General features: G+C 73.2%; 23 protein-coding genes. 13 read left to right on the top strand and 10 right to left on the bottom strand.

What is annotated here, in order from left to right; all coding sequences use genetic code 11:
- Nucleotides 1–27 precede the first annotated feature (27 nt).
- A complete protein-coding gene (locus AB0367_RS06200) occupies nt 28–2,166 on the bottom strand; it encodes a glycoside hydrolase family 9 protein (protein WP_366225088.1) in 2,139 nt (712 codons plus the stop codon).
- Nucleotides 2,167–2,355: 189 nt separating this feature from the next.
- On the opposite strand from AB0367_RS06200, the gene AB0367_RS06195 reads away from it, so the two are divergent.
- The 3 genes from AB0367_RS06195 to AB0367_RS06185 are packed head-to-tail and all read left to right on the top strand — an operon-like array spanning nt 2,356 to nt 5,476.
- Nucleotides 2,356–3,636: an ABC transporter substrate-binding protein gene (locus AB0367_RS06195; RefSeq protein ID WP_366225087.1), complete on the top strand. Its 1,281-nt coding sequence runs from the start codon at nt 2,356–2,358 to the stop codon at nt 3,634–3,636.
- Nucleotides 3,637–3,668: 32 nt separating this feature from the next.
- Nucleotides 3,669–4,610 (top strand): sugar ABC transporter permease, encoded by a 942-nt coding sequence (locus tag AB0367_RS06190; protein WP_366225086.1) that lies wholly within the window; start codon nt 3,669–3,671, stop codon nt 4,608–4,610.
- Nucleotides 4,607–5,476: a carbohydrate ABC transporter permease gene (locus tag AB0367_RS06185; RefSeq protein WP_366225085.1), complete on the top strand. Its 870-nt coding sequence runs from the start codon at nt 4,607–4,609 to the stop codon at nt 5,474–5,476. The genes AB0367_RS06190 and AB0367_RS06185 overlap by 4 nt, the downstream gene beginning before the upstream one ends.
- On the opposite strand, the gene AB0367_RS06180 is transcribed toward AB0367_RS06185, so the two are convergent.
- Nucleotides 5,466–5,594 (bottom strand): hypothetical protein, encoded by a 129-nt coding sequence (locus tag AB0367_RS06180; RefSeq protein WP_366225084.1) that lies wholly within the window; start codon nt 5,592–5,594, stop codon nt 5,466–5,468. The two genes, AB0367_RS06185 and AB0367_RS06180, sit on opposite strands and share 11 nt — an antisense overlap.
- 94 nt (nt 5,595–5,688) lie before the next feature.
- Here AB0367_RS06180 and AB0367_RS06175 point away from each other — a divergent pair, with 94 nt between their 5' ends.
- The 4 genes from AB0367_RS06175 (at nt 5,689) to AB0367_RS06160 (ending at nt 9,712) form a co-directional block, all read left to right on the top strand.
- A complete protein-coding gene (locus AB0367_RS06175) occupies nt 5,689–6,207 on the top strand; it encodes an SAM-dependent methyltransferase (RefSeq protein WP_366225083.1) in 519 nt (172 codons plus the stop codon).
- 120 nt (nt 6,208–6,327) lie between these two features.
- Nucleotides 6,328–6,852, top strand: coding sequence for a PadR family transcriptional regulator (locus tag AB0367_RS06170; RefSeq protein ID WP_366225082.1), 525 nt, complete (start codon nt 6,328–6,330; stop codon nt 6,850–6,852).
- Nucleotides 6,849–7,538 carry an ABC transporter ATP-binding protein gene (locus AB0367_RS06165; protein WP_366225081.1) on the top strand — a complete coding sequence of 230 codons (690 nt, stop codon included), beginning with the start codon at nt 6,849–6,851 and terminating at the stop codon, nt 7,536–7,538. Before AB0367_RS06170 ends, AB0367_RS06165 begins: the two co-directional genes overlap by 4 nt.
- Entirely contained in the window at nt 7,535–9,712 is a 2,178-nt protein-coding gene (locus AB0367_RS06160; protein ID WP_366225080.1) for an FtsX-like permease family protein, read from the top strand. The genes AB0367_RS06165 and AB0367_RS06160 overlap by 4 nt, the downstream gene beginning before the upstream one ends.
- Nucleotides 9,713–9,877: 165 nt before the next feature.
- Here AB0367_RS06160 and AB0367_RS06155 read toward each other — a convergent pair whose 3' ends face one another.
- Nucleotides 9,878–11,122 (bottom strand): hypothetical protein, encoded by a 1,245-nt coding sequence (locus AB0367_RS06155; protein WP_366225079.1) that lies wholly within the window; start codon nt 11,120–11,122, stop codon nt 9,878–9,880.
- Between the two features lie 361 nt (nt 11,123–11,483).
- On the opposite strand from AB0367_RS06155, the gene AB0367_RS06150 reads away from it, so the two are divergent.
- Nucleotides 11,484–12,113: a DUF1707 domain-containing protein gene (locus AB0367_RS06150; protein ID WP_366225078.1), complete on the top strand. Its 630-nt coding sequence runs from the start codon at nt 11,484–11,486 to the stop codon at nt 12,111–12,113.
- Between the two features lie 9 nt (nt 12,114–12,122).
- Nucleotides 12,123–12,770: an SIMPL domain-containing protein gene (locus AB0367_RS06145; RefSeq protein WP_366225077.1), complete on the top strand. Its 648-nt coding sequence runs from the start codon at nt 12,123–12,125 to the stop codon at nt 12,768–12,770.
- A gap of 6 nt (nt 12,771–12,776) precedes the next feature.
- Here AB0367_RS06145 and AB0367_RS06140 read toward each other — a convergent pair whose 3' ends face one another.
- The 7 genes from AB0367_RS06140 to AB0367_RS06110 form a co-directional block, all read right to left on the bottom strand.
- Nucleotides 12,777–13,640, bottom strand: a complete 864-nt coding sequence (locus tag AB0367_RS06140; RefSeq protein WP_366225076.1) for a siderophore-interacting protein — start codon at nt 13,638–13,640, stop codon at nt 12,777–12,779.
- A 58-nt stretch (nt 13,641–13,698) separates the two neighbouring features.
- Nucleotides 13,699–14,025: a thioredoxin gene (trxA, locus tag AB0367_RS06135; RefSeq protein WP_366225075.1), complete on the bottom strand. Its 327-nt coding sequence runs from the start codon at nt 14,023–14,025 to the stop codon at nt 13,699–13,701.
- Nucleotides 14,022–14,405, bottom strand: a complete 384-nt coding sequence (locus AB0367_RS06130) for a MerR family transcriptional regulator (RefSeq protein WP_366225074.1) — start codon at nt 14,403–14,405, stop codon at nt 14,022–14,024. Before AB0367_RS06130 ends, trxA begins: the two co-directional genes overlap by 4 nt.
- Before the next feature lie 103 nt (nt 14,406–14,508).
- Complete coding sequence (locus AB0367_RS06125) at nt 14,509–15,138, bottom strand: hypothetical protein (protein WP_366225073.1); 630 nt, start codon at nt 15,136–15,138, stop codon at nt 14,509–14,511.
- An 84-nt stretch (nt 15,139–15,222) separates the two neighbouring features.
- On the bottom strand, nt 15,223–16,737 hold the full coding sequence (locus AB0367_RS06120; RefSeq protein WP_366225072.1) for an FAD-dependent monooxygenase: 1,515 nt from the start codon (nt 16,735–16,737) through the stop codon (nt 15,223–15,225).
- Between the two features lie 77 nt (nt 16,738–16,814).
- Nucleotides 16,815–19,598 carry an AAA family ATPase gene (locus AB0367_RS06115; protein WP_366225071.1) on the bottom strand — a complete coding sequence of 928 codons (2,784 nt, stop codon included), beginning with the start codon at nt 19,596–19,598 and terminating at the stop codon, nt 16,815–16,817.
- Nucleotides 19,595–21,565: an anthranilate synthase family protein gene (locus tag AB0367_RS06110; protein WP_366225070.1), complete on the bottom strand. Its 1,971-nt coding sequence runs from the start codon at nt 21,563–21,565 to the stop codon at nt 19,595–19,597. The genes AB0367_RS06115 and AB0367_RS06110 overlap by 4 nt, the downstream gene beginning before the upstream one ends.
- An 88-nt stretch (nt 21,566–21,653) precedes the next feature.
- Here AB0367_RS06110 and AB0367_RS06105 point away from each other — a divergent pair, with 88 nt between their 5' ends.
- From AB0367_RS06105 to AB0367_RS06090, 4 genes are read left to right on the top strand one after another with little or no spacing between them, the layout of a single operon-like run.
- A complete protein-coding gene (locus tag AB0367_RS06105) occupies nt 21,654–22,463 on the top strand; it encodes a 2-amino-3,7-dideoxy-D-threo-hept-6-ulosonate synthase (protein WP_366225069.1) in 810 nt (269 codons plus the stop codon).
- A gap of 14 nt (nt 22,464–22,477) precedes the next feature.
- Nucleotides 22,478–23,587: a 3-dehydroquinate synthase II gene (locus AB0367_RS06100; RefSeq protein WP_366225068.1), complete on the top strand. Its 1,110-nt coding sequence runs from the start codon at nt 22,478–22,480 to the stop codon at nt 23,585–23,587.
- Nucleotides 23,587–24,330: an amidohydrolase family protein gene (locus AB0367_RS06095; protein WP_366225067.1), complete on the top strand. Its 744-nt coding sequence runs from the start codon at nt 23,587–23,589 to the stop codon at nt 24,328–24,330. The genes AB0367_RS06100 and AB0367_RS06095 overlap by 1 nt, the downstream gene beginning before the upstream one ends.
- The gene (locus AB0367_RS06090) at nt 24,327–25,586 is read left to right on the top strand and encodes an AMP-binding protein (protein ID WP_366225066.1); all 1,260 of its coding nucleotides are present in this window, start codon (nt 24,327–24,329) and stop codon (nt 25,584–25,586) included. The genes AB0367_RS06095 and AB0367_RS06090 overlap by 4 nt, the downstream gene beginning before the upstream one ends.
- Nucleotides 25,587–25,598: the final 12 nt, after the last annotated feature.

Here is a 25,598-nt window from a genome sequence, read left to right as displayed (position 1 = left end):
CGGCGCGCGGCGTCGCACACCGTTCGGCTAAGCGCACGAGAAGAAGGCGGGCGCCGTGTCCGGGCCCCGATCCACCCGGCCGGCCAGCAGGATCGTCGTGGACTCACCGGGGCGAAGCCGCGAGTGCCACGGGGTCACCTCGACCGACGCGGCCGTCTGCCGCGCCGTGGCGTTGAACGCCCAGGTGACCGTCTGCGTGCCGGTGTAGGCGTACCGGAGCTTCCAGTCGTGCAGCGTCTGCCCGCTCGTGCCGCGGACCGTGACCATCGCGAGGAACTCGTGTCCGAAGCCGAACACCACGCCGTACGACACCGAGCACGCCGGACGCGGGAGCGGGCCGGCCTCGCCCTGGTCGGCCAGGAACGACGCCACCCACGCGAGGGTCGCGTTCCAGTTGATCGCGACCTCGTTGGTCGACCATGCCTGGATGTCGTCGATGTAGCAGGACTGCGGCGCGCAGCCGCGCAGGCTGTTCGACGCCACCGGGTCCTGGATCGAGGAGTTCGGCCCGCCGGCGAGCGAGCCGGCCGGCGGGCTGGGCAGCGCGGCGTCGAGCTGGTGCGCGTACATGCGGGAGTGCTGGTTGTGCGACGAGCGCGCGCCGAAGCCGGTGACGTAGGACTGCTGCAGCGCGTTGCGGCCGAGCAGGTAGTCCATCCCGCGCACCACGCCGTCGCGCAACTGCCGGTCGCCGGTGATGTCGAACGCGGTCGCGATCACCATGAGGTTGCTCAGCACCAGGTCGTTGGAGCCCCAGTCGAACTTGCCGTCGAGCGGCGCGTAGGCGATGTCGTACGGGTTGGCGCGCATGATCGCCAGGTACTGCTTCGCTCCGTCCGCCACCGACTGCCGCACCCGGGTCCGGTCCGGCAGGGCGCTGGGCACGGTCGCCAGGTCGAGGCGGCCCGCGGTGGCGGTGAACTGCCAGCCGAAGCCTTGCGGCCGGAACACGTCGGCGGTGTGCCACGGCGAGGCCATGACCGCATCCCGATAGGCCTGTTCGCCGGTACTGAGGTACAGCTCGGCGGCCGCCCAGTAGAACTCGTCGGACACGTCGTTGTCGTCGTACGCGCCGCCGCCGACGTTGTCGGAGCTCGGGGCGTAGATCGCCGGGTGGGCGGCGGCCGCGGTCCAGGCGTTCCGTGCCGCGGCGAGGAGCCTGGCCGCGAACGCCCCGTCGTAGGGCTGGAAGAGGCGCGCGCCCTGCGCGGCGGTCGCCGCGAGGTCGAGCGTCGCCGCTGTCGACGGCGGGTGCAGCTCGCGTGGCTGCGGGTCGGCTGCCGGGTCGAGGGGCAGGGCGGTCCAGGCCCGGTCGTGGACCTTGTGGTGCACCATCCCGGCGAGCGGTTGCCCGGCCGGAACCCGCATGCGCAGCATGAACTCGAGCTCCCAGCGTGCCTCGTCGAGGATGTCGGGGACGCCGTTGCCGCGCTCGGGGATCCGCAGCGAACCGTTACCCAGCCGGCCCGGCTCGGCACGAGCCAGCTTGGTGTGCTCGAAGGTGCTCATCAGCTCGTAGACCGCGATCGCGCCGTTCACCACGTACTTGCCTTGATCGCCGGCGTCGTACCAGCCCCCGCGCACGTCGAGCCGGTAGTCGCAGACGCCTGGCTGGCAGGGTACGTCGGTGTCACCCCGGTTGGGCGGTACGCCCAGGTGGCCGGCGGCCCGGCCGTAGCCGGGCGCGATGCTGCCGAGGATCTTGATGCCGCTGCGCTGCGTGTAGAAGAACGACAGCGCGTCGACCCGCATCCGCTCGTAGGCGGCGTTGACCCCGACGTCGAACGGGACGCTGGTGTCACCGTCGGCGGCCAGGGTCAGCCCCGTGCCGGCGATGTGGTAGGCGCTGAAGTCGGCGGTCTGTACGTTCTGCCCCGAGGTCGCGTCCACGCCGCGCGGGGTGGTGCTGCCGCGCGCCACGACCGTGCCGGCGGCGTCGCGCAGCCGCCAGGGCAGCGGCGTGGTCTTCGTGGTGACAACCGTCGCCTCCTTCGGGCCGTCGGTGAGATAGCCGACCTGGTTGACCCGCACGCGGGAGTTGACGTCGCCGAGGCACAGCGTCCGCGCGGTGGTGCAGGGCGGGCCGGCTTCGGCGGGTGTGGCGATAGTGGTCACCGGGACGACGAGCAGTACCGCTGCCGCGGCGATGAGCAGAGAGCGCTTCACGAGGACCTGAGCAGGGAAATCATGGATTTGTGGGAGCGCTCTCACTATAGTCCGGGTAAAAGGGTACTTTCTATAAAAATCGGTATTTACTGACTCATGTACTGCGGTCTAGGGTCGAGATCAGGAACCGCTCGCCCCGCGAGGGGCGCCGCACGGCTCCAAGGTCCCCAGGCGCTCAAAGGGGGTCCGATGCGCAAGGCGGTAGTCATGCTGGCGCTGTGCTGCCTGGCGATCGGCACGGCGTTCGCCGCGTGCGGCTTCACCGGATCGGGCGGCAACCAACTCGTGGTCGAGACGTTCGGCGACTTCGGGTATCACGACCTGTACGCCCGGTACGAGCGGAGCCACCCCGGACTCAAGATCGTCGAGCACGTCGTCTCCTACGACGACCATCACAAGAACCTGCAGGCGCACCTGCTGGGCGGATCTGGGACCGGCGACGTCGAGGCGATCGAAACCGGCTACATGGCCCAGTTCAGGGTGATGGCGGACAAGTTCGTGGACTTCAAGGCCCAGGGCGTCGACCCGGGCCGGTGGCTGCCGTGGAAGGCGCAACAGGCGACCAGTGACGACGGGAAGCTGATCGGGCTGGGTACCGACGTCGGCGGGCTGGCGATGTGCTACCGCAGGGATCTGTTCGCGCAGGCCGGCCTGCCGACCGCCCGTGACCAGGTTTCGGCGCTGTGGCCGGACTGGCGGTCCTACATCGCGACCGGCAAGCGGTTCATGGCCGAGGCATCAAAGGACCCCAAGGGCCCCAGGGACCCCAAGGACGTGGCCTGGTTCGACTCGGGGGCCAACGTCTTCAACGCCATCATGGGCCAGGCGCCGGTCGCCTACACCGACCGTGGCAACAACGTGGTCGTGGCGAGCAATCCCGCCGTCAAGCAGGCGTTCGACCTCGCGGTCGACGCGGTGCGGGCCGGCGAGTCGGCGAAGCTGACGACGTTCAGCCAGCAGTGGAACGCCGGCTTCCAGCGGGGATCGTTCGCGACCGTGGCCTGCCCGGCGTGGATGACCGACACGATCAGGCAGAACGCGCCGCAGACCAGCGGCAAGTGGGACATCGCCACGATCCCCGGCGGCAGCGGCAACTGGGGCGGCTCATTCCTGACCGTGCCCAAGCAGAGCAAGCACCCCAAGGAGGCCATCGCGCTCGCCGAGTACCTGACCGCGCCGGAGCAGGAGAGCTGGATCTTCCGGACGCAGGGGCACCTGCCCAGCGAGCCCGCGCTCTACAGCGACCCGGCCGTGACCGGGTACACCAACCCGTTCTTCAGCGACGCGCCGACCGGCCGGATCTTCACCACGGCGGCCAGGAAGCTGCGGCCGCAGTACCAGGGCCCCAAGGACGGCGACATCGGTCCGCTCATCGGTCAGGGGATCAATCGGGTCGACAAGGGAAGGCAGGGACCCGAGAGAGCCTGGCGACAGGTGCTGAAGGACGTGGCAAACGCCACCGAGCCCTAGCGAAGCGGATTCGGAAAGGAGCCAGCAGCCCGATGGCAGTCCGCACACCGCCGCCGCCCGACCGGTGGTCCCGCCTGCGCTACAGGCTCGACGTGAAGGCCACGCCGTACCTCTACATCGCGCCGTTCTTCCTGATCTTCTTCGTTTTCGGGCTGTTCCCGATCCTCTACACCGGTTGGATGGCCACCACCCGGTGGAACCAGGACATGCCCGGAAGCGACGACGTCTTCGTCGGGCTGGGCAACTTCGTGCGGCTGATCCACGACGACTACTTCTGGAACGCGGTGCGCAACACCGCCGCGATCGGCCTGCTGGGCACCGCACCCCAGCTGTTGCTCGCCATGTGGATCGCTCACCTCCTGCATCGCCGCTTGCGCGCCCGCACGCTGCTGCGGATGGGTGTGCTGGTGCCCAACGTCACCTCGGTCGCCGCCGTCGGACTGATCTTCGCCCAGCTGTTCGGGCGGGACCTCGGCCTGGTCAACTGGGTGCTCAGCCTCGTCGGCGTGCACAAGATCGACTGGCAGGAGGGCACCTGGCAATCGTGGCTGGCACTGGCCGCCATGATCACCTGGCGGTGGACGGGCTACAACGCCCTGATCTACCTCGCCGCGCTGCAGGCGGTGCCGGACGATCTCTACGAGGCGGCGGACCTCGACGGCGCCGGCGAGCTGCAGAAGTTCCGCCACATCACCATCCCGGCGCTGCGGCCGACCATCATCTTCACCGTCATCATGTCGACCATCGGCAGCATCCAGCTGTTCACCGAGCCGCTCATGTTCAATCCGGGACTGAGCCCGACCGGTGGTGACTCCCGACAGTTCCAGACCCTGGCCATGTACGTCTACGAGCAGTTCTGGAGCCACGGCAAGTACGCCTACGCGGCCACGGTCTCCTGGGCCATGTTCATGATCATCATCGTGGCCGTCGGCGTGAACTACCTGCTCTCCCGGCGTATCCGGAGCGCCACATGAGCGTGACGCCGCATGTCCGCGCCCGCCGCGGGTCCCCGGCTCCGGGGCGGCGCCGCGCCGGGCCGGCGACCTGTCTGCTGCTCGGCGCGATCGTCGTGCTGTCGGTGTTCCCGCTGTACTGGTCGATGGTCGCGTCCTCGCAGGACGACTCCGCGGCGGGGCGCTGGCCGCCTCCGCTGCTGCCCGGAGCCCACCTGTGGACCAACCTGCGGCACGCGTTCGCTCAGGGCGCCTTCGGCCTGGCGCTGCTCAACTCGACGATCATCGCGAGCACGGTCACGTTGTCCGTGGTGCTCACCAGCACGCTGGCCGGTTTCGCGTTCGCGAAGCTGCGCTTCCGCGGCCGCGACGCGATGCTCGTGTTCCTGGTGGTGACGATGATGGTCCCGGCGCAGTTGGGCATCATCCCGCTGTACATCATGATGGCCCAGTGGCTGGGCTGGACCGGCCATCTGCAGGCGGTGATCGTCCCGGCGGCCACGTCCGCCTTCGGGGTGTTCCTGATGCGTCAGTACCTCTCCGAAGCATTGCCCGACGAACTGCTCGAGGCCGGCCGGGTCGACGGATGCTCGACGACCCGGCTGTATTGGCACGTCGTGCTGCCCGCGGCGCGGCCCGCCGCCGCGGTGCTCGCGCTGTTCACCTTTATGGGTGCCTGGAACGACTTCTTCTGGCCCCTGCTGGCCCTGGGGCAGAGCAACCCGACCGTCCAGGTCGCCTTGTCGAAGCTGGCCGGCGGCTATTACATGAGCTACACGCTCGTGCTCGCCGGGACCCTGATCAGCACCGTGCCGATCCTGCTGGTGTTCGTCGTTCTTGGCAGGCAGATCATCGGCGGGATCATGCAGGGCGCGGTCAAGGGGTGAGCGCCGTCGATGTATGACGCGGGCCGGCATACCGATAGAGGGTGACCCCGGGCAGCGAGAACACCTCCCACAGGTGCGGCGTGACGTGGACGAGGTTGCTGAACACCTCGACGCGCATCCCCCGGTTATCGCCGACGCGGGCACCGACACACGGCGCACCGCAAGGCCGCACGCCGGTCCAGCCGCGCGTAGTTCCCTTCGGCGAATTACCTATGTGTGCGTACTACCCGACAAGTAACGACCCCATCGTGCTCACACACGCGCGGGCGCTGCTGACCAGCGCGCCCGGGGGCGTCAACGCCTACCTCGACGCCGACCTGCGCGAGCCCGGCAAGATCCTGTCCCACCCGGACCTCGCCGCCACGCTCGACCTGTCCCAGCCGGTCGGGCTGCTGCTCGTCGCCGTGCTGCACTTCGTCCGCGAGGACGAGCACCCGCAGGAGCTCATCGACAAGCTCGCCGGCGCGCTCGCCCCGGGCAGCTTCGTCGTCGCGTCCCACGCCACCTGGGAGTTCCTGCCGGGCGAGGCCATCGCGCAGCTGACGGCCAACAACCCCGACGGGCGGTTCCAGGCCCGCACCGGCGCCCGCTTCGCCGAACTGCTGTCCGCGTTCGACCTCGTCGAGCCGGGCATCGTCTCGGTGGCGCACTGGCACGCCGAGGGCGTGCCGGGCCAGCGTCCATCAGCCGAGGACGTCGCCTGCTACGGCGCGGTGGCCGGCATCCGCTGATCCGCCCTTTCCCGCTCCGGCGGGCTTTCCCACTCCGCTGATTCGTCCGTCTCGGCTCCGGCGGGTCCTTATTCCTCGCGGGTATATACCGGGTGTATATCCGCGGTGTATGGTTGGCCCATGAGTGTTCCTCTCACCCTTCTCGGGCTCCTCGAGCGCGAGCCGAGCCACGGCTATGACCTCAAGCGCGACTACGACACGTTCTTCGGCCGGGGCCGGCCGCTGCCGTTCGGGCAGGTGTATTCCACGCTCGGCCGGCTCGCCCGCGACGGCAAGGTCGTGATCAGCGAGGTCGAGGCCGGCGACGGGCCCGACCGCAAGCGCTACGTGATCACCGAGCTCGGCGCCACCGAGGTCGACGCGTGGCTGACCCAGGCCGTCGAGCCGGAGCCGCACCTGCAGACCGTGCTCTTCTCCAAGGTCATGCTGTCGCTGATGCTGGACCGCCCCGCGGGGGAGTATCTCGACATGCAGCGCGCCGCGCACCTCAAGCGGATGCGCGAGCTGCACGAGATCAAGAAGGGCAACGACCTGATCGAGGCGATGCTCGCCGACCACGGCCTGTTCCACCTGGAGGCGGACCTGCGCTGGATCGAGCTGACCGTGGCCCGCCTGGACCACCTCGCCGGGCTGGTGCGGCGATGACCGGCCCGGTCATCGAGGCGCGCGACGCCGTGCTGTCCTTCGGCGAGACCCAGGCCCTGCGCAAGGCGTCGTTCGAGGCCGGACCGGGCGAGATCGTCGCCGTGATGGGGCCCAGCGGCTCCGGCAAGACCACGCTGCTGCACTGCCTGGCGGGCATCCTCGTGCCCGGCGAGGGCGAGATCCGCTTCGACGGCCGGCGCATCGACACGCTGAGCGAGCACGAGCGCAGCACGCTTCGCAGGGAGCGCTTCGGGTTCGTGTTCCAGTTCGGCCAGCTCGTGCCGGAGCTGACCGTCGAGGAGAACGTCGCGCTGCCGCTGCTGCTCGGCGGTCTCAAGCGGAGCGAGGCGCTGCGGCAGGCCCGCGGCTGGCTGGAACGGCTCGGCCTCGGCGGCATGCAGCGCCGCCGCTCCGGTGAGCTCTCCGGCGGGCAGGCGCAGCGGGTCGCACTGGCCCGCGGCATGATCAACCGGCCGCAGGTGCTCTTCGCCGACGAGCCGACCGGCTCGCTCGACTCGCTCACCGGCGAGCAGGTCATGGACCTCATGGTCGGCGTCGCCCGGGAGCAGGGCACCACGGTCGTGCTCGTCACCCACGAGCCGCGGGTCGCCGTCTACGCCGACCGCGAGGTCATCGTCCGTGACGGCACGGTCCACGCCCTCACCGCCGAGCGGAGCGGGTCGTGATCGGTTTCGGCCTGCGCCTCGCGGTCGCCAGTGGCCGCGAGGCGCTCGTGCGGTTCGTGGTCATCGCCGCCGCCGTCGCGCTCGGCGTCGGCCTGCTGCTGTCCACCGTCGCCGGGGTCCGAGCCCTCGACGCGCAGGTCGGCCGGATCGGCTGGCTCAAGCCGCAGCCGGCTGCCGGCGCCCCCGCGGCCGACCCGCTGGTGTGGTCGACCCGCTGGGACTACTTCGGCGGCAAGACCATCGACCGCGTCGACGTGGGCCTCACCGGGCCCCACCCGCCGGTGGTGCCCGGGCTGCCGCGGGTGCCAGCCCCGGGGGAGTACTACGTCTCCCCGGCCCTGCACGACCTCATCGCGTCACACCCCGCCGACGAGCTCGCCGCGCGGTTCCCCGGGCGCGAGGCCGGCATCATCGACGACTCCGCACTGGCCTCGCCCGACTCGCTCGTCGCCGTCGTCGGTCGCCCCGCGGACGAGGTCGCCGCGATCCCCGGCGCCCGCCGGGTCGCCTCGATCTCGACGGACGCGCCGCCGATCCCGGTCGCCGCGCTCGACCTGGTGTTGTCGGTGATCGCAGGCGGGCTGCTCTTCCCCGTGCTCATCTTCATCAGCACCGCGACCCGGCTCAGCGCGGCCCGGCGCGAGCAGCGCTTCGCCGCGATGCGCCTGGTCGGCGCGACCCCGCGGCAGGTCTCCACGCTCGCCGCCGTCGAGTCCACCGCCGCCGCCGTGATCGGCACCGCGGCCGGCTTCGCGCTGTTCCCGGCGCTGCGGGCCCTCATGGCGCAGTTCCCGTTCACCGGCATGCGCTTCTTTCCGGACGACCTCTCGCCCGGCTGGCTCGCGGCCGTGCTCATCGCGCTCGGCGTCCCGCTCGCCGCCGCCCTCGCGGCCCGGCTCGCGATGCGCCGCGTGCGGATCTCGCCGCTGGGCGTCGCGCGGCAGGTCACGCCCCGGCCGCCGCGAGCGTGGCGGCTGATCCCGCTGGCCGTGGGGCTCGCCGAGCTGACGTACTTCATCGGCCGCAGGCCCCCCACCTCCAACGGCCAGGTCGCCGCCTTCCTGCCCGGGTTCCTGGTGATCATGGTCGGCCTGGTGCTCGCCGGCCCGTGGATCACGATGGTCGGCGCCCGGCTCATGGCGCGCCGCGCCCGCCGGCTGCCGACGCTGGTCGCCGCCCGCCGGCTCGCCGACAACCCGCAGGCCGCGTTCCGCGCCATCAGCGGCGTGGTCCTGGGCCTCTTCGTGGTCAGCGTCGCGACCGGCGTGATCACCACGATCGTCGACCAGCGCGGCGCGCGCGAGAGCCCGCTGGCCGCGGTCACGATGCTGCGGCATTTCGACCGCGACAGCGACCAGGTTCCCGGCGCGCTGCTGGCCCGGCTGCGCGGCACGCCCGGCGTCACCTTCACGCTCGTGACGCGGGAGAACCCGGACGACACCCCCGACTCGCCGGCCGGCGTCGCCGAGTGCGCCGAGCTGGCGCGGATTCCGCAGTACGGCCGGTGTGCCCCCGGCGCCGTCGTGGCCGGGGTCCCGTACGGCCTGGCGTCCGTGTGGAATCGGGACGCCGAGCAACCGGGCCCGGACATGATGTGGCCCGCGTCCCCGGTCACCGTTGAGGAACTCGCCGCGCTGCCGATCCAGACGCTGGTCGTCGGCCTGGACGGCACGCCGGCGGCGCACGAGCGGGTCCGCACCGTGCTCGAGCTCGCCTATCCCGACCAGCGGGTCCCGCCGGCCACCGAGAACGACTTCATGGGCAACTCCCGGACGCAGCTCAACCAGTTCCAGCAGCTGGCGAACGTCGTCATGCTGTTCAGCCTGCCGATCGCGGGCTGCAGCCTGGCGGTGAGCGTCGCGGCCGGCATCGTCGACCGCAAGCGCCCGTTCAGCCTGTTGCGGCTCACCGGGGTACCGCTGCGGATGCTGCGCCGAGTCGTGGCCCTGGAGAGCGCCGTGCCGCTGCTGGCGGTCGCGGTGCTGGCCGCGGTGACCGGCTTCGCGGCGGCGCAGCTGTTCCTCAGGGCCCAGTTGGAGTACACGCTGACCCCGCCGGGCTGGAGCTTCTACGTGCTGACCGCGCTGGGCCTGGCGGTGTCGCTGGCGATCATCGCCTCGACCCTGCCGCTGCTGGAGCGCGTGACCGGACCGGAGACGGCCCGCAACGAGTGACCGGAACGCACGGCCCGTAAAGCCCCGGCGCGGGCCCAGGCCGGTGCGGCTGGTGCGGGAGATGTTCTCCCGGCATCGAGTGTCGTCCCGGCCGGCGCGGCGAAAACCGAGCCGGCCGGGGCGCGACGACCGCGACGGCGGGCGCAGCAGCCGGGACGGTCAGGCTTAGCGGGCGTCCGCGTCGGCGGCGCTGGCGCTGTCCGGCTGCGTCAGCAGGGACTCGGGGATCTGGCGGACCGCGACCTTCGGGTATTCGCCCGTGTCGGCGCCGCCAGCGGCCGCGGCCATGACGGCGGCGGCGGCCAGGTCGGCCACGCGCTTCGCCTCGCGCTGGACGCGGGCGCGGACCTCCTTGGCGTGCCGCTCGGCCGAGTCGGCGGCCTGGCGCGCGTGCTCCAGCCGGGTCAGCTCGCTGGCCAGGCTCTGCTTGGTGTCGGCCAGGCGCTGCTGCAGCTGGCTGACCTCGCGGCTCAGCGTCGTGGACTCGCGGCGGGTGTCGGCGAGTTGGGTCTGGGTCGCCTCGAGCTCGGTCTGCAGCTGGGCCAGGGCCTTCTGCCGAGCCTGGATGTCCTGCTGTACCACGGAAAGCTGCTGCTGGTGCCGCGTGTTCTCCTCGTCGGCGCGCTTGCGCAGGTCCGAGGCGTACTTCTGGGCGTCAGCGTGCAGCGCCGCGTTCTTCTGGTCGGCCGCCTGGCGCTGCTGGGCCAGCTCGCGATCGGTGGACGCACGCAGCTCGGCCAACTCCCGGTCGCAGGTGGCCTTGAGCTCCTCGATCTCGCGCTGCGCGGTGGCCTTCCACTGGTTGATCTCCTGCTGCGCCTGGGCGCGACCGGCCTTGACCTCCTGCAGCACCTGCTGGCGGGCCGCCTCGGCGAGCGCGTCGGCCTCGGCGCGGGTCTTCTCCATGTGCTCGATGCTCTGCTCATTGATGCGCTTGGCCTCGGCCTGGGAGCGCTCATGCGCGGCCTCGCCGTCGGCGATGAGCTTCTCGGCCCGCTCCTTGGCCTCGGCCAGCAGCTTCTCGGCGTTGGCCTGGTGCTCGGCCGCCTTCTGCTCGGTGTTGTCGATGATGACGCCGGCCTGCTTCTCGGCCAGGGCCAGAATCTGGTCGACCATCGGGCCGAGGTGGCGGAACGAGGCGCGGTCGACGCGGGCGGGGCGCTGGCGGGCCTCGGCGACCTCGGCCTGCAACTGCTTGAGCTGCGAGGTGAGGTCCTGGACCTGGTTGGCGAGGTCCTGGGCCTGGCCGGTGGCGCGCTTGCGCTCCGTGGTGAGGTTGTTGATCTGGCGGTCCAGCTGGTTGAGGTACTGGTCGACCTGGCGCTTGTCGTAGCCGCGGACCTGCTGGGTGAAGTTGGGGCGCGCGCCGGCGTCCTCGCGCTGCGTCAACAGGTCCCCGCCGTGGGTCATGGGTCGATCCTCCATAATCGGGAAGCTGGTGACGCCGGTGCTCACGGACGGTGGCGTACGGGTCCGCCAGCACATCCAAAACGCTACTGAGCCCTTGCGCAAGTCTGCGCTTTGCTAAGAGGCTGTTTCGGGCGGGATACGCGTTGAGCCAGTTTTAACCGGATTTTTCGTGACATGTCATGGTGAGCTCGGGCAATGAGCCCCGCCCGTGCCCGCCTGCGCCTGCCTCTGCCCATGGCTGCCGCCCGGCTGCCTTCCCGGCGCCGCCCGTCCGGGTGCTGGGGAAGGCACCGGGGAAGGCAGCCGGGAAGGCACCGGACCGGGGCGCCGCGGCCCCCGCCGGGGCCCTAGGCTGTTCGCCATGGCCGACCTCCCGGAACGCTTGGACCCACGGCAGCTGCGCGCCTCTGACGCCGACCGGGAGCGCGTCGCCGATGTGCTGCGCACCGCCGCCGCCGAGGGCCGGCTCGACCTCGACGAGGTCGACGAGCGCCTGCACGCCGTCTACGCAGCCCGCACGTATGCCGAGCTCGAGCCCCTCGTCCGCGACCTGCCCAGCGCGCAGGCCTCCCCGGTGCCCATGCAGGGCGTGCCGCCCCGCCCCGGCGAGGTGCCGGCCAGCGGCACCGCGATCGCCGTGATGAGCGGGTTCACCCGCCGCGGCCCGTGGATCCCGCCGCGACTGCTGACCTGCTTCGCGTTCTGGGGCGGCGGCACCATCGACCTGCGCGAGGCTCGGATGCTGCACGGCGAGATCAAGATCCGCGCGTTCGCCGTCATGGGCGGGGTGCAGGTCATCGTCCCCGAGGACGCCGAGGTGCACGTGACCGGCAGCGGGGTGATGGGCGGCTTCGGCCAGGACGCGGCGGGCCCGGGCCGGCACGGCGCACCGCGGATCGTCATCACCGGCTTCGCCTTCTGGGGCGGCGTCGCCGTCGAGCGCCGCCGCCGCAAGCGCCGCGCCGTCGAGGGGCCTTCGGCCGACCAATAGGCTGTTGCCATGACGACGGTCGCGGTGCGTGGGGAGTCAACCCGGGAGGCCGAGCCCGAGCTCGCCGAGTTCACGGTGGTCATCACCGCCCGGGACAAGGACCGGTCGGCGACGCTCGGCCGGCTGCGGGAGCGCGCCGACGCGCTGCGGCAGTTCCTCGACCGCTACGACCAGGCGATCGAGCGGCGGGAGACGGGCGGCGTGCACGTCTATCCGGAGAGCGGGCGGCGGGGCGAGCGCGTCACGGCGTACAACGGCAGCGTTTCGACGACGGTGACCGTGACGGACTTCGCGGCGCTCGGTGAGATGATGCTCGCCGTGGCCGGGCAGGACCAGACCCAGGTCCACGGCCCCACCTGGTCGCTGCGACCTGGCAGCCCGGTGCACCGGGAGGCGAGGCACGCCGCGGTCGCCGACGCGATCGCCCGGGCGCGGGAATACGCGGAGGCGCTCGGCGCCGAGGTCGTGGAGCTCGTCGAGCTGTCCGACCCGGGCCTGAGCCGCGGTGCGGAGGGGATCGTGTCCTTCCAGGCGTATGACGGGGGGATGCGGGGCAAGTCCGCCGGCGTGCCGGAGCTCGAGCTCGATCCGCAGCGCCAGCGGGTGTACGCGGCGGTCGAGGCACGGTTCACCATCACGAGCCCGACCCGCCTGTAGCCCCGCTCAGGAGAACGCCGGCTCCTGCTCGGCCTCGATCTGCGCGTTCCAGGCGCGCTTGGAGACCTGCCAGCCGTCCTCGTCGTGGCCCAGCCGCCAGTATCCGGACACGGACATCCGCTCGCGGGGCATGCCGCGCTCGACCCGCAGGTAGCGGCGCAGCTCCTTGACGAACGACGCCTCGCCGTGGACGAACGCGTGCAGGTCGGCCGGATCGGCGCCGGCCGGGAACGGGTGGGCGAGCACCGCCGGCACCAGCGCCGAGCCGACCGGCCCGGCGCCCCGGCGCAGCCAGGTGACGCCCGGGATGTGCTGCACGTCGGCGGGGTCGCCGACCTCGACGAACGCGGCGCACGTCGCGCCGGCTGGCACCCGCGGCAGGGCGGCGGCGATGGCGGGCAGCGCGCTCTCGTCGCCGGCCAGCAGGTGCCAGCCGGCGGCCGGGTCCGGCGAATACGCGCCGCCCGGCCCGCCGAAGTGCAGCACGTCGCCGGGCCGGGCGTGAACGGCCCACTGCGCGGCGAGCCCGGTGTCGCCGTGCAGGACGAAGTCGAGGGTGAGCTCGCGCGCCTCCGGATCCCAGAACCGCACCGTGTACGTCCGGGTGACCGGCCAAAGCTCGCGCGGCAGGGTGGCGCGCATCGCGGCCGGGTCGAACGTCGCGTCGAAGGGCGGCGGGTAGTGCACGCCAGGCCGCGCGAACATGAGCTTGACGTAGTGGTCGGTGTGCTCACCGGCGGAGAACCGGGACAGCCCGTCGCCGCCGAGCACGACGCGGTGCATGCTGGGGGTCAGTCGCTCGGTGCGGACTACCCGGCCGGCGTGGATCTGCGGTGCGGGCCGCTGCGGCGGCTTCGGCGGAACGGACACTCGATCAGCCTAGCCCGCCGCCGGGGCCGCACCTACCGGGTCCTGGGAGGCACGCCCGTCAGCGCGCCGATATCGCGGCCTCCAACTGCTCGCGCAGGTTCGCCTTCGGGCGGGCGCCCACCTGCTGCGAGACGACCTCGCCGCCGCGGAAGACCGTCAGCGTGGGCATGCTCAGCACGCCGTACGCGCGGGCCGTGCGCGGGTTGTCGTCGGCGTTGAGCTTCACGATCCGGACGCGGCCGGCGTACTCGGCGGACAGCTCCTCGAGCATCGGCGCGATGCGGTGGCAGGGCGGGCACCACTCGGCCCAGAAGTCGACGAGCACGGGCACGTCGCTCTTGAGCACCTCCGCCGCGAACGTCTCGTCGGTCACCTCGGTCGTCATGAAACAATCCTCGATTCCAGTTCGGCGGCCTCTTCGACCGCGTGGGCCAGCTCGCGCTCCACGACCCTGCGCACCGCCTGCAGGCGCGCGATGCACCCGTCCAGGTCGGCGAGCTTGCGGCCGAGCACCTCGATCGAGCCCGGGCACTCGGCGCCGGTCGCCCGCCCGGAGCGCAGGCACTCCACAAACGGGCGGGTGTCCTCGAGGTTGAAGCCGATTTCCAGCAGTGAGCGGATCTCGCGGACCAGCCGCAGGTCGGACTCGTCGTACTCGCGGTAGCCGTTGGAGGTGCGCCGGGCCGCGAGGAGCCCGTGCTGCTCGTAGTAGCGCAGCGCACGGGTGCTCGTCCCGGCCAATTCCGCCAGCTCGCCGATCCGCATGACGTCGACGGTAAACCTTGACGCCTGTGTCAACGCTAGTGGCGGACGCCCGCCGGCCCGGCCTCACGGTGGAGGCCGGGCCGGCGACGGGCGAGCATCGAGGTCAGGCGGCGCGGCGCAGCCGCTCGGTGAGGTGGTTCGCGGCCCGCACGGCGGCCAGGCGGCCGTGGCGGATCAGCATGAGGTCCTCGACCGTGCACGCCGGCGGCGCGTGGTTGAGCGCCGCGGCCAGCTGCGGGTTGGCCCGGGCCCACTTCAGCATCGCCGAGGTCACCTCGGCCTCCAACGCCTCCGGCGACGCCGGGCCGGCGTTCGTCACGGCGTCGATCATTTTCTCCCGGTACGGCCAGTAGGACCAGACCTTCGCCTCGTCGAGCAGCTGCGCGACGGCGTCGGGGCGGCGGTAGTACAGCGCCAGCTGGATGGAGTCCATGCGACCGTCGTCGATGAACGCCTCGATCAGCGGGTGCCGGGCGTGCGCGCCGGCGACCTCGTAGAACGTGCTGCGACTGCCGTGGGGCGCGGCGGCCTCGACGATGCTCTTCCACGTCAGCTGCGCGGCGGGCGTGCCGGCCACGAGGCTCGCGACCGCGCGGAAGTAGACGGTCTTGGTCCGCCAATGGCTGCGCTTGGCCGTCGGGTTGGCCGACAGCCGGCGATGCCACCGGCTTACGACGGTGTTGCTCAGGTTGTCCGGGTCCGGGGTGGCCGTCAGGGGCGCCAGGGTCGTCATGCTCTTCGGTCCTGTTCTGCCTGTCGGAGGGTTCAAGCGTCCATCGAGCCTCGCCGCACCCCGGGGGCGAGGACCATCACGTATTCACGTGGTCTTGCCACTGATCAGGTTGAGCACGGCGTCCCAGTCGCCCGGGACGGCGTCGGCGCACCACGCGACGTGCCCGTCGGGGCGCACCAGGGCCAGCGGCCGGTCCCAGCCGGCGCGCACCGCGGCGTCGGCGACCGGCAGGTGCCGCACCGGGATGCCGCGCTCCTCGGCCGCGGCGGCCAGCGCGGCGCCGGCCGCGTCGCCGGTGAGGTCGACCAGGGTCAGCCCGGGCCCGAACCGGTCGGCGAGCGGGCCGCCGTCCAGGCGCACGTCAGGGGCGCGCCCGCCCGGTCGTACCGCCGCCGTCGCGGGCGGCACCCCGTTGTGCCACACGACCGCCGAGGTGGCGTGCCGGGCCGGCAGCCCGCCCGCGTCCGCGCGGTGCGCCTCCTGCCGCAGCAGTCCGGCGAGCAGCTCGGGCGCGGCGCCGGCGGCGATGAGCCGGCCGAAACGTCGCCGGGTCTCCAGGTCCCGGGCCAGCAGCTCCCGGTCGAGCAGGGCGCGCGAGCGCCGCTCCGACTCGTAGCTGGCCAGCAGCGCCGGGCCGCCCCAGCCGTTGATCTCGGCGGCGAGCTTCCAGCCCAGGTCGACGGCGTCGGCCAGGCTGGTGTCGGCGACCTCGCCGGCCGGGTGGAAGCGGTGCGCGGCCTCGCCGGCCAGGAACACGGGCCCGCGCCGGTACGCCGTGGCCACCGTGAGGGCGTCGTCCCACTGCGCGACGCCGAGGATCTCCAGCACGTCAAGGTCGGCGCCGAGCCGGGCGCGCAGCAGTGCGACCGGGTCGGTGCTCAGCGGCTCGTCCGCGCCGACCGGCAGGCGGGCGACCCAGCTGTCGCCGGCGGCGCGGCTCACGCTGGTCACGCCGCCGACGACGACCGTTGCCCGGGCCTGGTCGCGGGCCGGCAGCCGCGGGTCGGCGCTGCGGAAGAACACCGAGCAGTGCGGCGCCGGGTGCCCGAGGCCGTCCATCGATACCTCGACGCAGCGCCGCACCGTGCTCTGCCCCCCGTCGCAGCCGGCCAGGTGCCGCGCCGCGACCGTGTGCCGCATGCCGTTGCGCACGTCCAGCAGGTTGGCCACGGCGCCGTCGGGCTCGATGCGCAGCCCGGTGAAGGTCCAGCCTTCGCGCAGCTCGACGAGCGGGTGTTCGCGCAGCTCGTCGCGCAGCCGGCGGGTCAGCTCGGCGGCGCCGATACGGTGGTCGGGCTCGTTCGCGGGCCGCGGCGACACCAGCACGGGTGCGCCGTCCAGGCTGGTGCGCCACTCGACGCAGGCCGGCTCCTCGGGGCCCGCGCCGTACTCGCGCACCAGGTCGGCGAGGCCGAGCCGGCGCAGCAGGTCCATCGCCGGCCCGGTCAGCAGTGCCATGCCGGCGTGGCGGGGCGGCGCGGCGGCGCGCTCGACGACCAGGCACGGCACGTTGTGGTGGGCCAGCTCGAGCGCGAGGACGGCGCCGGTCGGGCCGGCCCCGACCACGAGTACCTGCGTGCGCAGCGTCGGCGTCGTCACCGATCTCCCCCTCGTTCGACCGCGGCGACCGCTCGTCGCCAAGGGTCATGCTGGAGGCCCGGCGGCGCCTGGGTACATCACGTGTTCAAGCGATCCCGCATGACGAGGTTGGCGAGCTCCACCCGGCTGCGGAGGCCGAGCTTGGTGAAGATCTTGCGCAGGTGACTGTCCACGGTGTGCCGGGACAGGAACAGATCGCTGGCGACCTGCCGGTTGGTGCTCCCGTCGGCGACCCGTAGCGCCACGCCCCGCTCGGCCGGGGTGAGCTGATACAGCGGCGAGCCGGGGCGGAACATCGGCTCCTCCGTGGTGGTCTTCGGCCCGCCGAGGCTGAATTCGAGCCGGCGCCGGGCGCGTTCGGCCCGGCAGTCGGTGACGATGCCGATCGCCTCGGCGGCCCAGGCGCTGCCCTGCGCGGGGTCGGTGGCGCTGAGCGCGGCGTCCTCCAGGGCCGCGGCCAGGGCGAGGCGGCGCGGGGTGCGCCGGAAGCGTTCGACGGCGGCGCGCAGCAGCCACGGGTCCGCGGTGAGCACGCCTTCGGCGTGGTCGGCCGCGGCGGCCAGGGACACGACGCCGGGGTTGCGCTCGGCGAGCCGGCGGGCGACGGTGACCACGAGGCGGGCGCGGTCGGGGTCGTCGGCGCGGGTGGCGATGTGGACGAGGGTCGCGGCGGCCGACGGGTCCGTCGCGATGAGCACGGGCCGGTCGGGCAGGGCGTCGCACATGCCGGCGAGCGTGGCCAGGGCCGCCCCGGGGCCGGCGATCGCCTCCTGGAGCACGCCCTCGGGCCAGATGATGTCCTCGGGAGCGGCGCTGATGCCGGCGGCCGTCCGCCGGTGCATGTGGGTCAGGTGGGCCTGCGCCTGGGGCAGGTCGCCCTGCAGCACGGCGAGCCGGATCAGCGTGCCCAGCAGCGGCACGGCGAGCGCGTACGCGGTCAGGTTGAGCGCGACGGCCACCCCGGCCTCGGCCTCGGCGACGGCGTCGTCGAGCCGGCCGCGGGCGGTGAGCAGGTTGGCGTGGTAGTAGTGCCACAGCGGGGTGGACCAGGAGGTGCCGAGCCGCTCGGACTCGCGCCGGCCGCGGCGGTAGGTCTGTTCGGCCTCGTCGAAGCGGTCCAGGGCACCCTGGGCGTCGCCGAGCCAGATCCGGGGGTGGCGGTGGGCGGCCTCGCCGCGGACCGTGTCGGCGATGCCGGTGGCGCGCTCGGCGTGGCCGTAGGCGTCGTCGAGGCGCCCCTGGGCCTGCGCGACGAGGCTGCGCGCGGTCAGGCCGAAGACGGCGGCGGAGTGCTCGCCGGTGCCGAGCCCGGTGGTGGTGGCGGTCTCGCCGTCCTCGTCGGCGCCGGGCATGTCGCCGCAGTAGAAGCGGGCGTGGGCGCGGATGGCGCAGAGCTTCGCCCGCACGGCGCCGGGCACGTCGGGGATGGCCAGGCCGCGCCCGGCGTACTCCACCGCGGTGCGGTTCTGCCCGGCGTGCTTGAACGCCTCGGCCAGGCCGTGCAGCACCGTCGCCTCGGTGCGCGGGTCGAGCCCGGCCTGCAGCGCGGTCTCGCCGAGGTCGTGCGCCTGCTCCAGGCGGCCGGCGGAGGCGAGGAGCCCGACCGTGTCGGCGGCGAGGGCGACCCGGCCGGGGTCGTGCTCGCCGAGCGCGCCCAAGGCGTGCACGATCAGGTCGGCGGCGGTGCTGGGCGCGACCGGCGCGACCTCGAGGGCCGCCTCGTGCAGGATCGTGACGGCCTCGCGGCTGCCGGAGCGGCCGGTCTTGAGCAGGTGCCCGGCGACCTCGACGGGGGAGCGGCCCTCGGCGCGGGTGATGGCCGCGGCCTGGCGGTGCAGCATGGTGGAGACCGCGTCGCCGAGCGTGCCGTAGACGGCGAGGCGGACGAGGTCGTGCACGAACGCGAGCCCCTCGTCCTCGTCGACGAGCACGCGCGCCGTGGTCGCCTCCCTGACCTGCTTGAGCAGGGTCGCGGGGCGCACCTCCAGCAGCTGCGCGGCGGACTCGATGCTGAATGGGCGGCCGAACACCGACGCGGCCTGCAGCAGCTCCTGGGTGTCGCTGGACAGTCCGTGCAGCATCTGGTCGACGATCGTGATGAAGCTCGACGGCAGCTCCTCGCCGACGACGGTGGCGATGCCGTCGGCGACGACCAGCTGCCCGGTCAGGTGCAGGGTGTGGACCAGTTGCTCGACCTGCAGCGGGTTGCCGTCGCAGCCGCCGGCCAGCGCCAGCACGGTGTTGTCCACGTCGGCGCCGACGACCTGGGCGCACAGCCGGCGGACCGCGTCGTCGTCGAGGGTGCCGAGCGTGACCTGCTCGTGCCCGTCGCGGATGAGCCGCTCCATCAGCTGCTGGCCGGGGGTGCCCGTGGGCGCGGGCCGGTGCGCGAAGAGCCAGTGCACCGGCGAGGATGCCAGCGCCGGGACGAGCTCGGCCACGGCGAGGGCGGACAGCTCGTCCATCCACTGCGCGTCGTCGATCGCGATGACCAGCGGCCGCTGCGCGGCGTAGTCCTCAAGCGCCGCGCCGAGCCGCTCGATGGTGCGATACTGCGCGTCGTCCTCCTCGCGCACCCAGCCCACCGGCGGCTGCGGCGGTCGCAGCTGCTGCAGCGCCGAGGCGAGGGTGATCAGCGGCGCCGCGCGGTCGAGCTCGAAGGCGGCCCGGGTCGCGACCGACACCCCGCGCGCCTGCGCGCACCGGGTGGCCGCCCGCATCAGGTGCGACTTGCCGATACCGGCCGACCCGGTGACGATCGTGCAGCCGCCGATTCCGTCCGCCGCGCCGGACACCGCCCTGCGCAGGACGGCGAGTTCGCTGTCGCGCCCGAAAGTGTCCGTGCTCGTCAGAACGATCACCCTTGATGTCTGGAATTGGATTGGGGCCCGCGGTGATTCTCGCGGCCATTGAAGATCGACTTTAACAGCCTTTCGGGGGACCCGGACGAACCCGGACGGCATCGGCCGTCTCCCCGATGCGTTCCTGCTCCCGGCCCGCCCGGCGGCGCGGTGAGGATTTCGGTCAGCAGCCGGCGCAGAATCGCCGGACCGTGCTCGGTCATGACGGATTCGACGTGGAACTGTATTGACCGCACTCGCGCCAAACGCATGGCGTGCACTGCGCCGGTGCGCGCGTCCCGCGATATCCCGATCCGCTCTGGCATGCCGTCACGCGCCGTTGTCACCTGATGAGTATTCACTCTATGTCCCGGTGCGTCACTCACCGCGACGAATGTGTTATAAAAGCCGACCCGGCCGAATCCGGGAATGCGACGCGGCACGCCCTGGGCCGGACTCGGCAGGCGGCGGATCGGCAGGCCGAGCTCGTCGGCGAGCACCTGGTGGCCGAGGCACACGGCGAGCATCGGCGTCCGGTCGGCCAGCAGGCGCCGGGTGATCGCGTGCAGCCCGTCGATGCGCGGGTCGGTGCGGTCGCGCGGATCGCCGGGTCCGGGGCCGACGACGACCGCGTCGTAGCCGTCGCGCAGCTTCGTGTCGACGTCGACGTCCAGGCCGAGTGACTCGGTGAGGCGGGCGAGCATCGCGGTGAAGTCGTCCTCGGCGTCGACGATCAGCACCCGGCCGGACAGCGGCGGCAACGCCTGCGGGCGCCCGAGCCAGAACGGCGACAGCCCGGCGTTGCGCCGGCGCAGCGCGCGGGGCACGGCGGGGAGGGCTCTCGGGGGTACCGTCGCCGGGGCCTCGCCACCGAGGGCGGCGAGCAGGGCCGCGGCCTTGGACCGGGTCTCGGCCGCCTCCGCCGCGGGATCGGACTGGCGCACGAGCGTGGCGCCGACGCCGACGACCACGCCACCGTCCGCGTCGATCTCGGCGGTGCGGATGATCAGCGCCGCGTCCAGCGAGCCGGGGCCGAGCAGCGCGAGCGCCCCGCCGTAATAGCCGCGCCCGGCGCCCTCCCGGGCAGCCACGGTGCGGCAGGCGGCGGCGAGCGGGCTACCGGTCACCGTCGGCGCCGGCATGGTGCGCCGCAGCACCTCGCGCGGGCCGAGGCGGGTCGGCCCGTCGATCACGTACTCGGTGTGCGCCAGCCGCGACATCGGCCGCAGCCACGGCCCGCGCAGCCGGGCGCCGCCGTCGCAGACCTGGGCCATCATCTTGAGCTCCTCGTCGGCCACCATGAACAGTTCCTCGGTCTCCTTGCGGTCGGCCAGGAACGCGCGCAGCCCGCGGGCGGTCGGGCCGCCGGGCGGGTAGCGGTAGGTGCCGCTGATCGGGTTCATCGCCGCGATGCCGCCGGCCAGCCGCGCCTGGCACTCCGGTGTCGCACCGACGAGCGTCGTGCCGCGGCAGTGCACCAGGAACGTCCAGTAGGCGCCGCGCTCGGCGAGCAGCAGCCGCCGGAAGACCGCCAGGGCCGCGCGCCGCGAGAAGTCCGGGATCCGCGCCCGGTAGGCCCGCCGGATCACGAAGTTGGATCCGGTACCGCCGCCGATGTCCTCGGCGATCACCCGCCGCACGACGCCCTCGTACTGCGCGTCGGTGACGTCGAACGCGCCGCCGTCGATCCGCGTGGCGTCGCTGGGCAGCACCCGCAGCGCCTCCTCGATCGGCAGGTCCGCCCGCTCGGCGACGGCGAACGCCAGCAGCGGCGCGCCGTCGTCCACGCAGGGCAGGCCGCGCTCGGCGATCGTGCGGAAGGGCAGTGCTGCCATGACCTCGCCAGCCACCACCTCGCCCGGCTCGTCCGCCAGGTCGTCCGGCAGGTCATCCACCGGCACGCCCGTGCGCAGCTCCACCCGGCCACCGCGGCACAGCAGCGCGAACGCCTCGGCCTCGAAGATGCGATCCAGCAACGGTTGCGTCATGACGCAACCGTCGCAGCGCCCCCGCGCGGGCGGCCACTACCCATTGAGGTAGTGGGAGGCGCACCGGCGCGCGGCTAGCGTCCGAAGCGTGGCTCACAACGACACCTTCGCTCGCCGGGTGCGGCTGGATCGGCTGTACCGCAACGGATCCGGCGGCCTGCTCGTGGTCCCGCTCGACCATCCGGTCAGCGCCGGGCCGATTATCCACAGTGGACGCAGCGGCGGCCTCGACCGGCTCGTCGGCGAGCTCGCCGCGAACGGCGCCGACGCCGTGGTGCTGCACAAGGGCGCGCTGCGGCACGTCCAGGCCCGCCGGTTCCGAGACCTGTCGCTCATCGTGCACCTCAGCGCCGGCACCGGCCTGCCCGCCGACCCCGACGCCAAGGTGCTGGTGTGCACGGTCGAGGAGGCGCTGCGCCTCGGCGCCGACGCGATCAGCGTCCACGTCAACGCCGGTTCCCCGACCGAGCCCCGGCAGCTCGCCGACCTCGGCGCCGTGGCCGGCGCCTGCGAGCGGTGGGGTGTGCCGCTGCTGGCGATGGTCTACGCCCGCGGCCCCGGCGTCACCGACGGGCGCGCGCCGCGGCTCGTGGCGCACGCCGCCGCCATCGCCGCCGAGCTCGGCGCCGACCTCGTGAAGACGGCACTACCGCGCTCGGCCGCTGAGCTCGAGGCGGTCAGCGCCGCCTGCCCGATCCCGGTGCTGGCCGCCGGCGGCGACGCCGCGGACGGACCGGTGGCGCTGGCCCATCTCGCCGACGCCATGCGGGCCGGCGCCGGGGGGATCGCCGCCGGCCGGCTCGTCTTCACCGCCGCGGACCCGGCCGCGATGCTGCGCCGCCTCTCCGCCATAGTCCACGACCGCGCGGTCGTCCACAGCCCGGCGCACAGCCGGTGAGAAGGGAAACCGACATGAAGCAGTGCTGGCTCGACATCCGCGCCGCCGGCGCCCTGAAGTCCGCCCTGTGCCAGGAGGCGATCCACCGTGGCTTCGACGCGATCGTCGCCGCCGACCCGGCCGACCTGGCCGTACTGCCGCCGACCGTGACCCGGGTGCTGCTGCCCGGCCGGGACAGCGCGCAGCTGCCGGACGGGTTCGGCGACGCCGACCTCGTCGTGGTCGATCCGGCCGTGCACGGCGAGCCGGCCCGCCTCGCCCAGTGCCACCCGGGCACCCGCTTCGGCGGCTACGTCGAGGTGACCGACGCCGACACCCTCGCCGCCGCCTGCGCGAGCGTGCGCCACGACCCGTGCACGGTCCTGCGCTTCACCGACCCGACGAACATCCCGCTGGAGATCGTTCTCGCCGCGGCGGCCGACGCACACGGGCTCATCATCACCACCGTCGAGCGGGCCGACGACGCCCCCGTGCACCTCGGCGTGCTCGAGCACGGCCCGGACGGGCTGATGCTCGCGCCCGGCGCGCCCGGCGAGGCGGGCCGGCTCAAGGACGCCGCCGAGCGCCGCTCGCCGGACCTGGAGCTGACCGAGCTCACCGTCACCGCCGTCACGCACGCCGGCATGGGCGAGCGCGCCTGCGTCGACACCTGCACCTACCTGGCCAAGGACGAGGGGATCCTGGTCGGGTCGCGCTCCCGCGGGCTCGTGCTGTGCGTCAGCGAGACGCATCCGCTGCCCTACATGCCGACCCGGCCGTTCCGCGTCAACGCCGGCGCCATCATGTCCTACACGCTCGCCGACGCCGAGCACACGCGGTACCTCAGCGAGCTGCGGGCGGGCGCCATCGTGCTCGCCGTCGGGGCCGACGGACGCACCCGGCCGGTGGTCGTCGGGCGGGTGAAGATCGAGACCCGGCCGCTGCTGTCGATCGACGCCGTCGCCGAGACCGGCGAGCGGGTCAACGTGATCGTGCAGGACGACTGGCACGTGCGGATCCTCGGGCCGGGCGGCGCGGTGCGCAACTCGACCGAGCTGCGCCCTGGCGACCGCATCCTGGGCCACCTCCCGCAGCGCGACCGGCACGTCGGCTACCCCATCGACGAACTGTGCTACGAGCAGTGATGCTCTTCGACTTCCATGCGCGCCTGAGCCCGGGTGGCGCGGCCGATCTGCTCGCGGTGATGGACGTCGCCGGCATCGGCCACGCGGCGGTGTGCGCCGGGGGACTGGTCGACCTCGACCGGCTGTCGGAGCAGATCGTCGACGGCGGACGCAGCGAGGCGCGGGCCGACAACGAGGGGGTCCGCCGGGCGTGCACCGCGTCCGGCGGACGGCTCGTGCCCTTCTTCTTCGCCGACCCGCGGCGCGACGTCGCCGCATACCGCGCGGCGGCGTCGCGGTACCGAGGCCTGGAGATCTCCCCGGCGGTGCACGGCTTCCGGCTCGACGACCCCGGCGTCGACGCGCTCGCCACGCTCGCCGCCGGTGCCGGGCACCCCGTGTACGTCGTGTGCCTGGGCCGTCCCGGCACCCGCACCGAGGACCTCGTCGCCCTCGCCGCGCGCCACCCCGCCGTCACCTTCGTGTCCGGCCACTGCGGACACACCGGCCTCGACGCGGCCGGCCTGCACCGGATCGCGGCGCGGCCCAACATCGCCGTGGAGCTCTCCGGCTGCTTCACCGCCGTCGCCCGCCTCGCGGTGCGCCGCCTCGGCGCCGGCCGGGTGCTGTTCGGCACCGAACACCCGCTGCAGCACCCGGCCGTCGAGGTCGCCAAGCTGCACGCCCTCGGCCTCGCGCCGGACGACCTCGCGCTGGTCGCGGCCGCGAACGCGCGCCGCCTGCTCGCCTTGGAGGAGCTGTGAGACTCCCGCAGATCGGGGACTGGAACGACTTCGCCGGCCTCGCCCGGCTCCAGCAGGACCGGCTGCCGGCCGTGCTCGCCGCGGCCGAGCGCTCGCCGTTCTACCGCAAGCGCGGCGTCGCGCCGCTGCCGCAGCAGCCGCTGACCACCAAGCAGGACCTGCGCGACGCGTACCCGTTCGGGATGCTCGCCACCGCCCGCGCGGACCTGGCCACCTACCACGAGTCCAGCGGCAGCAGCGGGGACGCGACCGCGTCGTACTACACCGAGGCCGACTGGACCGACCTCGCCGAGCGCTTCGCCCGCAAGTGGGTCGGCATCACCGCCGCCGACACCATGATGGTGCGCACCCCCTACGCGCTGATGATCACCGGGCATCTCGCCCACGCGGCGGCCCGCCGCCACGGCGCCACCGTCGTGCCAGCCGACAACCGCTCGCTGGCCACGCCGTACTCCCGGGTCGTGCGGCTGCTGCACGACCTCGACGTCACGCTGACCTGGTCGCTGCCCACGGACACGCTGCTGTGGGCCGCCGCCGCCCGGGTCGCCGGCTACCGCGACTTCCCGGCCCTGCGCGCCCTGTTCGTCGGCGGGGAGCCGCTGGGCGCCGCCCGCAAGGCGCGCATCGGCCGCGTCTGGGGCGTCCCCGTCGTGCAGGAGTACGGTGCCACCGAGACGGGCAGCCTCGCCGGCGAGTGCCGGCACGGCACCATGCACCTGTGGGCCGACCGGGCCGTGTTCGAGGTGCAGGACCCGGCCACGGGTGAGCTGACCCCCGCCGGGCGCGGCCGGCTCGTCGTCACGCCGCTCTTCCGCGAGGCGATGCCCCTGCTGCGCTACGCCATCGAGGACGAGGTCGAGGTCTCGTACGCCGCGTGCCCCTGCGGCTGGCACCTGCCCACCGTGCGGGTGCTGGGCCGCACCGACTTCGCCGCCGGGGACCTCAGCCAGCTCGGCCTGGAGGAGCTGGTCTTCGGGCTGCCCGACGAATACGGGGTGTGGTTCTGGCGTGCCCGCGCCGACGGCGACCGGCTGCGCGTGCAGATCGAGGTCGCCGACCGCTGGCGCACCGACGCCGCGGGCGCGCTCACCGCCGCGATCCGGGGCGCGTACCCGGACATCGACGCGCACGTCGCCCCCGTCCCCGCCGGCGGCCTGGTCCCTTTCGGGCTGCTGACCGCGCGGGCCGAGGTGATGAAGCCGCGCGGCCTGTTCGCCGCCGGTGAGGACTGGGACACCGCCCTGCGGTACTACTAGGAACGGAGAACC

Origin of the sequence: Dactylosporangium sp. NPDC051484 (genome assembly GCF_040689395.1) — a bacterium.
GTDB lineage: Bacteria > Actinomycetota > Actinomycetes > Mycobacteriales > Micromonosporaceae > Dactylosporangium.
This window is presented reverse-complemented; position numbering and strand designations above follow the sequence as displayed.

Bases quoted from the DNA above. Each gene is read 5' to 3' on its own strand.
- AB0367_RS06110 (WP_366225070.1), bottom strand. From the start codon at position 21,565: ATGACGCAACCGTTGCTGGATCGCATCTTCGAGGCCGAGGCGTTCGCG.
- AB0367_RS06145 (WP_366225077.1), top strand. From the start codon at position 12,123: ATGACGACGGTCGCGGTGCGTGGGGAGTCAACCCGGGAGGCCGAGCCC.
- AB0367_RS06180 (WP_366225084.1), bottom strand. From the start codon at position 5,594: ATGCGCGTCGAGGTGTTCAGCAACCTCGTCCACGTCACGCCGCACCTG.
- AB0367_RS06100 (WP_366225068.1), top strand. From the start codon at position 22,478: ATGAAGCAGTGCTGGCTCGACATCCGCGCCGCCGGCGCCCTGAAGTCC.
- AB0367_RS06190 (WP_366225086.1), top strand. From the start codon at position 3,669: ATGGCAGTCCGCACACCGCCGCCGCCCGACCGGTGGTCCCGCCTGCGC.
- AB0367_RS06130 (WP_366225074.1), bottom strand. From the start codon at position 14,405: ATGCGGATCGGCGAGCTGGCGGAATTGGCCGGGACGAGCACCCGTGCG.
- AB0367_RS06095 (WP_366225067.1), top strand. From the start codon at position 23,587: ATGCTCTTCGACTTCCATGCGCGCCTGAGCCCGGGTGGCGCGGCCGAT.
- AB0367_RS06150 (WP_366225078.1), top strand. From the start codon at position 11,484: ATGGCCGACCTCCCGGAACGCTTGGACCCACGGCAGCTGCGCGCCTCT.
- AB0367_RS06165 (WP_366225081.1), top strand. From the start codon at position 6,849: ATGACCGGCCCGGTCATCGAGGCGCGCGACGCCGTGCTGTCCTTCGGC.
- AB0367_RS06185 (WP_366225085.1), top strand. From the start codon at position 4,607: ATGAGCGTGACGCCGCATGTCCGCGCCCGCCGCGGGTCCCCGGCTCCG.
- AB0367_RS06155 (WP_366225079.1), bottom strand. From the start codon at position 11,122: ATGACCCACGGCGGGGACCTGTTGACGCAGCGCGAGGACGCCGGCGCG.
- AB0367_RS06170 (WP_366225082.1), top strand. From the start codon at position 6,328: ATGAGTGTTCCTCTCACCCTTCTCGGGCTCCTCGAGCGCGAGCCGAGC.
- AB0367_RS06175 (WP_366225083.1), top strand. From the start codon at position 5,689: ATGTGTGCGTACTACCCGACAAGTAACGACCCCATCGTGCTCACACAC.
- AB0367_RS06195 (WP_366225087.1), top strand. From the start codon at position 2,356: ATGCGCAAGGCGGTAGTCATGCTGGCGCTGTGCTGCCTGGCGATCGGC.
- AB0367_RS06125 (WP_366225073.1), bottom strand. From the start codon at position 15,138: ATGACGACCCTGGCGCCCCTGACGGCCACCCCGGACCCGGACAACCTG.
- trxA (WP_366225075.1), bottom strand. From the start codon at position 14,025: ATGACGACCGAGGTGACCGACGAGACGTTCGCGGCGGAGGTGCTCAAG.